Origin of the sequence: Allobosea sp. TAB14, from assembly GCF_052113865.1 — a bacterium.
GTDB lineage: Bacteria > Pseudomonadota > Alphaproteobacteria > Rhizobiales > Beijerinckiaceae > Allobosea > Allobosea spartocytisi.
This window is the reverse complement of the sequence record NZ_JBFRDQ010000153.1, coordinates 1-10,155: the sequence shown is the minus strand read 5'-3', so window position 1 is coordinate 10,155 and position 10,155 is coordinate 1. Positions and strand designations below refer to the sequence as shown.

Here is a 10,155-nt window from a genome sequence, read left to right as displayed (position 1 = left end):
GCGCAATGCGATGGTGATCGACCTTTTCGGGCTCCCCTTGGAAACAGCTCGGGAGCGTTTTCCGGAGGTTTATCAGCATCTGAAACTGACCGTGCGCCAGGAGCGCGATGCACAGTTCCGACGCTCCCCCACGAAGGACGCCTCCGAATACCTCGATCACTGGTGGCTGTTCGGGAAGCCTCGGCAGCTCTTGCGCCCCGCCCTCGCGCAGCTCCAGCGCTACATCGCCACCGTCGAGACCGCGAAGCACCGCGTCTTCCAGTTCCTCGACGGGTCGATCCTTCCCGACAACATGCTGGTCGCGGTCGCGCTGTCGGATGCCTTCCATCTCGGCGTGCTGTCTTCGCGCTTCCACGTCTCCTGGGCCTTGCGCGCCGGCGGCCGGCTCGGCATCGGCAACGACCCACGCTACTCGAAATCGCGCTGCTTTGACCCGTTTCCCTTCCCGGAGGCCAGCGAAGCCCAAAAGGAGGCGATCCGGCTGCCGGCCGAGGCACTGGACGCGCTGCGCAAGCAGGTTCTGGCCGAGCATCCCGACCTCACCCTGACCAAGCTCTACAATGTCCGCGAGGCGATCCGCACGGGTTGTGCGCTGAGCGCGGCCGAGACGAGTGTCCGCGATCGCGGCCTGGCGCTGATCCTCGACGAGCATCACCTGGCCGTCGATGCTGCCGTCGCGAGCGCCTATGGCTGGCCCGCCGATCTCGCCGAGGAGGAGGTGCTGGCGCGGCTCGTGGCGCTCAACCAGCAGCGCGCGCAGGAGGAGAAGCGCGGCCATGTCCATTGGCTGCGGCCCGACTATCAGCGCCCGCGCCATGGCGACACGGACAGGGGCGGGGAACAGCTCGAGGCGGAGGTGCTGGTCGCCGCGCGTCCCGCCGCGACGAAACCGACCTTTCCGGCCGATGCCGTCGAGCGCGTCGCGGCGGTGCTCGCCATGCTGGCGGGCACCGCGATCCCGCTCGATGCGGCAGCCATCGCCGGGCAGTTCCGGCAGGGGCGCCGGGTCGAACGCGCCGTGCGCGAGATCCTCGTCTCGCTCGCCCGTGTCGGGGAAATCTCGACCGTCGACAGCGGCATCCGCTTCGCGCGCCGGCTGACCGCCACGGGGTGACGGGCGCGACCTCGTTCAGCGCTGCCCGAGCCACGCTTCCAAGCCGGCGGCGGCGGCAACGCCCGTCGCGAGGCTTGCCTGCAGCAGGTAGCCGCCGGTCGGCGCCTCCCAGTCCAGCATCTCGCCGGCGACGAAGACGCCCGGCAAGCGCTTCAGCATGAAGCCGGCATCGAGCTCGCCATGGGCGATGCCGCCGGCGGTCGAGATGGCGCGGGCGATCGGCATCGGCGCGGCGAGGCGCAGCGGAGCGTCCTTGATGAGCAGCGCCAGGGCTCCGGGCTCGGCCGGCATCGCGGCGCCCGCAACCTCGCGCAACAGCGCCACGGCGACGGGCGAAAGCCCGGCCGCCTTGCGCAGATGATTGCTCAGCGTCTCGCCCTTGCGGCGCTTCGTCAGGCGCGCGGCGAGCGCCTCGGTGGACAGGTCCGGCCTCAGATCGAGCCGGAGCGTCGCCGCGCCATCGCGCAGAACGGCCTCGCGCAGCGGCGCCGAGAGAGCATAGATCAGGCCGCCCTCGATGCCATCAGCGTCGATCATGGCCTCGCCCGCCACCTCCTCATCGCCGAAGCGCGCCACGATCCGCTTCAGCGGCGTGCCGGCGAAACGCGCGCGCATCGTCTGCGACCAGGCGACGGTGAAACCGGCATTGGCGGGCCGGAGCGGCGATATCGCGATCTGCCGGGCGGCGAGCAGCGGCACCCAGCCGCCATCGGAGCCGAGACGCGGCCAGCTCGCGCCACCCAGGGCGAACAAGGCGGCTGCGGGATGGACGGTTTCGATTTCGCCGGAAGCGAGCCGAAAGGTCAGGGCACCGGCAGCGTCCCAGCCGGTCCAGAGCCGGCCGGACGCCAGCCTGACGCCCAGCCCTTCGAGGCGCCGCAGCCAGGCGCGCAGCAGCGGCGAGGCCTTCATCGCACGGGGAAAGATGCGCCCACTCGATCCGACGAAGGTCTCCGCGCCGAGCCCATCGGCCCAGTCGCGCAGGGCTTGCGGCGGAAAGGCGCGGATGGCCGGCTCCAGCCAGCCCTTCGCCTCGCGATAGCGGCCGAGGACGGCATCGAGCGGCTCGGAGTGGGTCAGGTTCAATCCGCCCCGGCCCGCGAGCAGGAATTTGCGCGCCGGCGAGGCCATGCGCTCGTAGATCGTGACGCGATGTCCGGCCTGCGCCAGCCGCTCGGCAGCGATCAATCCGGCCGGGCCGGCGCCGATGATGGCGATATTCTGTGCTGACATGTCCCGGGCTTGCTCGCATTGCGCTTCACTCGCAATGACGGCTTAGACTGGGGGCTCCCGCGAGGGAACCTCATTCGCGACCCAGCCGGATCCTGCCATGCCTACGCTTGCCGCCTATATCGGCGCCGCGCTCTTCGAGATCGCCGGCTGCTTCGCCTTCTGGGGCTGGATGCGGCTCGGCAAGCCGGTCTGGTGGCTGCTGCCGGGGCTCGTCTCGCTGGGGCTCTTCGCCTGGCTGCTGACGCTGGTGGAAAGCGCCGCGGCCGGGCGCGCCTACGCCGCCTATGGCGGGATCTATATCGTCGCCTCGCTCGGCTGGCTCTGGGCGATTGAGGGCTTGAGGCCGGACCGGTGGGACGTGACGGGCGGCATCATCTGCCTCGCGGGCGCTGCGATCATCCTGGCGGCGCCGCGTTAGGCAGGCATGAACGCCATTCTCGGGCGAAGCGGCGCTTCGACCCGAGAATCTCATGCAAGAAGGGGAGCCCTTCCGTCCAGAGATGCTCGGGTCAAGCCCGAGCATGACGGCGGGGACGGGCCACCTCCCGATCGAAACGCCCGATGCTCACCCGCCCGAATGCGGGGCGGGGATGAGCGTGGCCGGCGTCTCGCGGTTGCGCGCCGCTTCCTTGGTCTCGCGCAGGCGGCTCTCGCGCAACTCGTTGGCGCTCTCCAGGATCGGGTAGGCGATCGAGACGATGTGGCCGTGGATGCGCTTGAGGTCGCGGATGATGTCGAGATGGATCGCGCTGGTCTCGATCGATTCCGGCCGGCCCGAGCGCAGGCGCTGGAAATGGCTGTCGGTGGCGCGCCGCTCGGCCTCGCGCATCGCCGCCTTGTCGGCGAAGAGCTGGCGGGCGAGCACGAGGTCGCGCGTCGCGAAGACGTTGAGCGCCAGCGCCAGCGCCGAGGCGACGCGGTGATGGAAATCACGGATCTCGGCCAGCCCTTCGGGCGAGAAGGAGTAGCGCTTGCGGATCTTCTTCTCGGCGAGCTCGCGCAGGTTCTTGTCGATGACGTCGCCGATATGTTCGAGATTGGTGATCAGCGTGACGATCTCGAACAGGCGGCGGCTTTCCTCGTCGGTCAGCTCGTTGCGCGAGACCTTGACCAGATAGAGCTTGATCGACTCATGGATGGTGTCGACGCCGTCATCGGCCCGGGCGATGGCGCGGGAGAGCTTGAGTTCGTCCTTCTCCAGCAGCGTCATGGTGTCGCGCAGCATGGACTCGACCCGGTCGCCGAGGCGCAGCGCCTCGCGCATCGCACCGCCGAGCGCCTCGGTCGGGCTGTCCAGCGCATTGGGGTCGAGATAGCGCGGCGTCACCGCCTCGCCCTTCTCCTCCTTGCCGGGCATGAAGCGCTCGACCAGCCCCGAGATGGGCTTGACGAAGGGCAGGAAGATCAGCGCGCCGACGAAGTTCAGCACGACATGGAACTCGATGGCGAGGCGCGAGCCCGACGGAGACAGGCCGAGCAGCCAGCCCGAGAGCGGGCCGACGAAGGGCAGCACGGCGAGCGCCAGCAGGAGCCGGGTCAGCAGGTTGCCGACGGCGGCGCGACGCTGGGCAGCCGGCGCGCCGAGCTGGTCCAGCACCGGGATCAGCGCATTGCCGAGATTGGCGCCGATGACCAGCGTCAGCGCGGTTGCCGGCGGGAACAGGCCCGAGGCGGCGAAGGTCGCTATCATCAGGATGACCGCGATGCTGGAATGGACCAGCCAGGTCGCGGCGATGGCGACGAGCATACCGAGCAGCGGCTCGGAACCGATGGCCCCGAGGACGACGCGGAAGGTTGGCGAGCGGGCGAGCGGCGCGGCGGCGGCGTTGAGCTCGATCAGCGCCAGCAGGATGAGGCCGATACCGACGAGGACGCGGCCGATATTGCGCGGCCGTTCCATCGCCTCGCTGGAGAGATACATCGCGACGCCGATGGCGACGCAGAGCCCCCAGAGCCAGCCCAGATCCATCGAGATCACGAAAGCGGCGAGCGCCGTGCCGAGATTGGCGCCGAGAAGGACGGCGAGCGCCATCGCCGGCACGATCAGCGCCTGCCCGGCGAAGGAGGAGACCAGCAGCGTCGTCGCGGTCGAGCTCTGCAACACCATGGTCACGGCGATGCCGCTGCCGAAGGCGGCGAAGCGATTGCGCGTGAAACTCTGCAACGCATGCCTGAGCTGCGAGCCGAAGGCGCGCATCGCGCCCGTTCGGACCAATCTGACCGCCCAGATCAGCAGCGCGACGCCGCCGGCGAGATGGATCAGGATGGTGGTTGCGCTCTCGCTCGCGTTCATTTCGGTGCGGTCTTTCTCCGGTTTGGGATTGAAATATCTGCCGAATCTATCAATTTTTGATTAGCCGGCCAACTGATATCTCGCAAAAAAGTGCCCATAATGAGATCACCGGAATTGTGATCCGGGCAGGCGAAATCCGGGCTTTCGGCGGCGGAATCAGGCCGGCGGGATCAGCGTCACCCCCGACTCGGCAAAGGAAACCGCGACGGGCGCTCCCGGTTCCAGCATCGTGCGGGCGCCATACTGGACGACGAACAGCTCGCCGATCTCGGTTTCGACCATGACGTCGAGGTGATTGCCGAGATAGGCGCATTTGCTGATCTTGCCCGGCAGCGAGGCCGGGCCTGCGGTGCCGGACAGCAGCAGCGCCTCGGGACGGATCGCGACCTTGGCCGGGCCGGGGCCGAGATCGCGGGCGGGCAGCGAAATCATGGCGGAGCCGATCGCGACCTCGGCGCGGCCATCCGCCACGGATTTCACGGTCACCTCGACAAGATTGGCGTCGCCGATGAAATCCGCGACGAAGGCATTGGCCGGCTGCTCATAGAGCTCGCGCGGCGCGCCTTCCTGCGCGATCCGCGAATTCGACATCACGATGATGCGGTCGGAGACCGCCAGCGCCTCCTCCTGATCATGGGTGACATAGGCGACGGTCAGGTTGAGGTCCTGCTGCAGTTCGCGGATCTCCTCGCGGACGCGGCGGCGCAGCTTGGCGTCGAGATTGGAGAGCGGCTCGTCGAAGAGCAGCACCTGCGGCTCCAGCACGAGGGCGCGAGCGACCGCGACGCGCTGCTGCTGGCCGCCGGACAATTCGGAGGGGTAGCGGTTTTCGAAGCCCTTCAGGCCGACCAGCGCCAGCTTCTCCAGCGCCATCTGCTTCGCCTGCTCCTTGCCGAGCCCCTTCACGGTGGGGCCATAGGCGGCGTTCTCGAGCACGCTCATATGCGGGAACAGCGCATAGGACTGGAAGACCATGGAGACGTCGCGGTCGGCGGCCGAGAGCTTGGTGACGTCCTTGCCCCCGATCAGGATCTGGCCCTCGCTGGCGATCTCGAGGCCCGCGATCATGCGCAAGGTCGTGGTCTTGCCGCAGCCGGAGGGGCCGAGCAGCGTGACGAGCTTGCCGGCTTCGATGGTGAAATTGACGTTGTCGACCGCCGTCACCGCGCCGTAGCGCATCGAGACATTGCGGAATTCGACGGAAGCGGGGCCGGCCTTCGTCAACTTGCTGCTCCCTGGGTGATGGGGTTGGAGACCGAGCTGGATAGCGCGACGATCTTGCGCCGGCCGAGCTTGCGCTCGCCGACGAGGAACTGGATCAGCGCGATGCCGAAGGCCATGAAAACGATGAGCGCCGAGGAATAGGCGATGGCGAGGCCGAATTCACCGGCCTCGACGCGCCCGACAATATAGGCGGTCGAGAGGTTGTACTCGGCCGAGACGAGGAAGATCACGGCGCTGACCGCCGTCATCGAGCGCACGAAGCTGTAGACCAAGGCGGAAACCAGCGCCGGCTTCAGCAGCGGCAGCACGACGCGCCAGAGCGTCGTGAAGCTGCGGGCGCGCAAGGTGGTCGAGGCCTCGTCCAGGCTCTTGTCGATCTGCGAGAGGCCGGCGATGCCGGAGCGCACGCCCACCGGCATGTTGCGGAAGACGAAGGCGATGATGAGGATCAGCCCGGTGCCGGTGATCTCGATCGGCGGCACGTTGAAGGCGAGGATATAGGCGACGCCGAGCACCGTGCCGGGAATGGCGAAGGAGAGCATCGTCGCGAATTCGAGCGCGCCGCGCCCGCGGAAGCGCTGCCGCGTCAGCAGATAGGCGGTGAGCAGCCCGATCAGCGCCGTCAGCGGCGCCGAGATCGCCGCGACCTTCACCGTGGTGAAGAAGGAGGACCAGGCCGAGCCCTCGAAGAAGATGCCGTTGCTGAAATCGATGGCGAAGCCGGTGCGGTAATGCTCCAGCGTCGGGGTGAAGTCGCGGCCCATATTGCGGACGAAGCCGCCGATCAGGATGACCACATAGATGACGACGGTGAGCGCGACCCAGGGCACGATCGCCGCCGTGGCGAGCCAGGAGACGCGGCGCGGCAGCGGGGTCGGCAGGCCGGCATCGCCCTTGCCGGTGACGGTGGTGTAGGATTTGTCGCCGAGCCAACGCTGCTGCACCCAGAAGGCACCAAGCGTGAAGGCGAGCAGGATGATGGCGAGCACCGCCGCCTGCCCCTGATTGTAGGAGGCGCCGACCACCGCGAAGAAGATCTTGGTCGAGAGCACCTCGAAATTGCCGCCGAGCACCAGCGGATTGCCGAAATCGGCCATGCTCTCGACGAAGCCGAGCAGGAAGGCATTGGCGATGCCCGGCCTGAGCAGCGGCCAGGTCACGGTGCGGAAGGTCTGCCAGCGCTTGGCGCCGAGCGTCTGCGAGGCTTCCTCCAGGCTCGGGCTGATGCCCTGCACCACGCCGATCAGCACGAGGAAGGCGATCGGCGCGAAGGCCAGCACCTGTGCCAGCAGCACGCCGGGCAGGCCATAGAGCCAGCGCGAGCGGGGAACCCCGAACCATTCATAGAGCAGGGTCGAGGCGGCGCCGGCGCGGCCGAAGAGCAGGATCAGCGCGAGGCCGATGACGAAAGGCGGGGTGATGATCGGCAGCACCGTCAGCGCCCGCATGATGCGCTTGCCGGGCATGCCGGTGCGCAGGATCAAAAGCGCGCAGGCCAAGCCCAGCAAGGTGGTGATGACGCCGCAGAGCACGGCGAGGACCAGCGTGTTCCAGGCGACGCCGCAATTGGTGTTGCTGGTGACGCAGCCGAGCCCCCAGATCGAGGCATCGAGGAAGCGCGCGAGGAAGGCGGCGGGCGCGAAAGTGCCGTCCGCTTCGATCAGTGCGCTCTTCAGGATGATCCAGACCGGGAAGAAGATGAACAGGCCGATCAGCAGGATGACGATGCCGATCGAGGAGGTCGTGAAGAGGTCGCCGCGGCAAATCCCGCGATAGGCGAGCCCGTGGCAGAGCAGCAGCAGCAATGCGAGCAGCGTCAGGAAGCCGCCGCCGCCCATGCCGCGCTGGGCCGCGCCCGCTCCGCCCAGCAGAGCGGCGAGCCAGGGAATGCCCTGGTCCTTGAGCACGATGGCGAAGGCCTGGGCGAAGAACAGGAGCATGCCGAGCAGGCCCGCCCCGATCAGCACCTTCGCGGTCCGTGCACGGTCGGCGCTGCCCATGAAGGCGGTCGCGACCGCAAGGGCGATGCCCACCGGCAGGAGCCAGGGCGCCTCTCCCGAAAGGGCGAGCGCCAGCGCACTGCCGGCCTTGCCGAACGGATATCCCGCAAGCCAGCCGAGATCGGTCAGGCCCATGCCCTCGACGAGATACCAGGGCATCAGCGCATAACCGATCCAGCCGATCAGCAGCACGAGTCGCGTCGCCGGTGCCATCGTTGCCCTGTCCCTCACCTGATGGTTCGAGCCGGTTCGTTCCGGCTTTCATGTCGATGATACGGTTCGACCGATACCGCCGTGGTCATCCCGGACGCAGCGAAGCGGAGATCCGGGATCCATGCCTGAACTTTTATCGCAAGCCCTCTGGCATGGATCCCGGGTCAAGCCCGGATGACGGGGTATTTCCGAGGTCGAGTTCCCCAGATTGCTTTGGAAGCGCCGCCTTACTTCGGCAGCGCCTTCACTTCCTTGTCCCACTTCGCGAGCAGGCGGTTGCGCTCGGCCGAGGAGCCGTATTTCACGAAGTCGTAGTTGATGAGCTTCATCTCGCTCATCTTCGGGGCCTGGGCTGGCACCGGCGCGTTCTTGTTCGACGGCACCTGATAGGACTTCGCGGGAGCGCCGAGCGCCTGGGCGGCCGGGGTCAGGGCCCAGTCGTAGAACTTCTTGGCGTTGTCGAGGTTGCGCGCGCCCTTGACGATCGACATCGAGCCGATCTCGTAGCCCGTGCCCTCACAAGGCGCGACCGGCTTGATCGGGTCGCCCTGCACGGCGAAGACCACCGCGTCATGGATGAAGACGATGCCGACCGCCGTCTCGCCGAGGCTCGCGGCCTTGGCCGGCGCGGCGCCCGACTTGGTGTACTGGCTGACGTTCTTGTGCAGGGCCTTGAGGTAGTCGAAGCCCTTCTCCTCGCCCATCAGCTGAACGACGGTGGCGAGCAGGTTATAGGCCGTGCCCGAGGAATTCGGATCGGCGACCTGGACGTCGTCCTTGAGCTTGGCGTTGAGCAGATCGGCCCAGCATTTCGGCTCGGGGATGCCCTTCGCCTTGATCTGCTCGGTGTTGTAGCCGAAGCCGAGCGCGCCGGCATAGATGCCGATGGTGCGCTTGTTGGCGGCCTTCCACTGATTCAGCGCCCAGTCGTTGAGGTCCTTATTCGCGGGCGATTCGTATTCGGTCGTCAGCCCTTCCTCGGCGGCCTGCAGATGCGGGTCGCCGGTGCCGCCCCACCAGATGTCGCCGCGCGGATTCGAGGACTCGGCCTTGAGCTGGGCATAGATCTCGCCCGCCGATTTGCGGGTCATCGCGACCTTGATGCCGGTCTCCTTCTCGAAGGCGGTCGACATGGCGCGGCACCATTCCTCCTGGACGCCGCAATACATGACGAGCGCCCCCTGAGCGCGGGCCGGTGTCGCGGCAAAGGCCGCGGTGGCGATGGCGGCGAAAAGCCCCGCCTTGAGCCAGGATTTCGACTGCATGATAACCTCCCTGATTGTGTGGACCGGCCTCTTACGTCCGGTTTTTGTGATTGTCGTGAAAGTGAAACGACTTGGCCGAAAAGGTCAACGATATAGCGCGCCGGCTAAACGATCCCGGTGATCTCCTTCAGAGCCGGCGCCAGAGCCGGCGTGCAGCACAGGATCGGATTGCCCTTGGCGATGCCTTCGCCGGCGAAGAAGTCATTGATATGGGCGCCGGCCTCCGAGGCAATGACGATGCCGGCCGCGACGTCCCAGGCGTTGATGTGCAATTCGGCATAGGCGTCGCTGCTGCCGTTCGCGACATGGCAGAGGCCGAGCGTGCCCGAGCCGCCGCGCCGGACCGCCGCACCCGCCGCATAGCTGCGGCCGATGGTCTCGACATAGCGCTGCGCCGGGATACGGGTCGACCATCCCAGCTCGACCGAGGCGCGAGCGATGTCCGCCCCGCCCGAGACCTTGATCGCATCGCCGTTGAGGGTCGCGCCGGCGCCGCGCCGGGCCGCATAGACCTCGCCCAGCGCCGGTGCGGCGACGACGCCGATCTCCGGCACCCGATCCGCCAGAAAGCCGATCGAGATGCACCAATTGCGGTCGCCATGGGCGAAATTCGCGGTGCCGTCGATYGGATCGAGAATCCAGACGGCGTCGGAGGCCTGGCCGCCGCCCTCCTCGCCGATGACGGAATCGTTCGGGAAGAGCGCGGAGAGGCGCTGGCGCAGGAAATCCTCGACCTTGCCGTCGGCGATGGTCAGCCAGTCCTGCGCGCCCTTCATGGTGGTGCCGAGCGATTCACGCTTGCTGAAATAGCCC

General features: G+C 67.5%; 8 protein-coding genes. 2 read left to right on the top strand and 6 right to left on the bottom strand.

From position 1 onward, the window contains the following. On the top strand, positions 1-1,114 hold a 1,114-nt coding region (locus AB4Y99_RS20425; protein ID WP_441524602.1), incomplete at its 5' end, for a type IIL restriction-modification enzyme MmeI. A gap of 15 nt (positions 1,115-1,129) precedes the next feature. Here the strand turns inward: AB4Y99_RS20425 and AB4Y99_RS20420 are convergent. Next, the gene (locus AB4Y99_RS20420; RefSeq protein WP_441524601.1) at positions 1,130-2,347 is read right to left on the bottom strand and encodes a TIGR03862 family flavoprotein; all 1,218 of its coding nucleotides are present in this window, start codon (positions 2,345-2,347) and stop codon (positions 1,130-1,132) included. Between the two features lie 97 nt (positions 2,348-2,444). On the opposite strand from AB4Y99_RS20420, the gene AB4Y99_RS20415 reads away from it, so the two are divergent. Then, positions 2,445-2,765, top strand: a complete 321-nt coding sequence (locus AB4Y99_RS20415) for a YnfA family protein (RefSeq protein ID WP_038364498.1) — start codon at positions 2,445-2,447, stop codon at positions 2,763-2,765. A gap of 147 nt (positions 2,766-2,912) precedes the next feature. On the opposite strand, the gene AB4Y99_RS20410 is transcribed toward AB4Y99_RS20415, so the two are convergent. The 5 genes from AB4Y99_RS20410 to AB4Y99_RS20390 form a co-directional block, all read right to left on the bottom strand. After that, complete coding sequence (locus AB4Y99_RS20410) at positions 2,913-4,640, bottom strand: Na/Pi cotransporter family protein (RefSeq protein WP_441524600.1); 1,728 nt, start codon at positions 4,638-4,640, stop codon at positions 2,913-2,915. Positions 4,641-4,796: 156 nt separating this feature from the next. After that, entirely contained in the window at positions 4,797-5,864 is a 1,068-nt protein-coding gene (locus AB4Y99_RS20405) for an ABC transporter ATP-binding protein (RefSeq protein ID WP_441524599.1), read from the bottom strand. Next, positions 5,861-8,077 (bottom strand): ABC transporter permease, encoded by a 2,217-nt coding sequence (locus tag AB4Y99_RS20400; protein ID WP_441524598.1) that lies wholly within the window; start codon positions 8,075-8,077, stop codon positions 5,861-5,863. Before AB4Y99_RS20400 ends, AB4Y99_RS20405 begins: the two co-directional genes overlap by 4 nt. A gap of 227 nt (positions 8,078-8,304) precedes the next feature. Further along, positions 8,305-9,342, bottom strand: coding sequence for an ABC transporter substrate-binding protein (locus AB4Y99_RS20395; protein ID WP_113253802.1), 1,038 nt, complete (start codon positions 9,340-9,342; stop codon positions 8,305-8,307). 104 nt (positions 9,343-9,446) lie between these two features. After that, positions 9,447-10,155 (bottom strand): inositol monophosphatase family protein (locus tag AB4Y99_RS20390; RefSeq protein ID WP_441524597.1); only part of this gene is annotated, 709 nt, incomplete at its 5' end.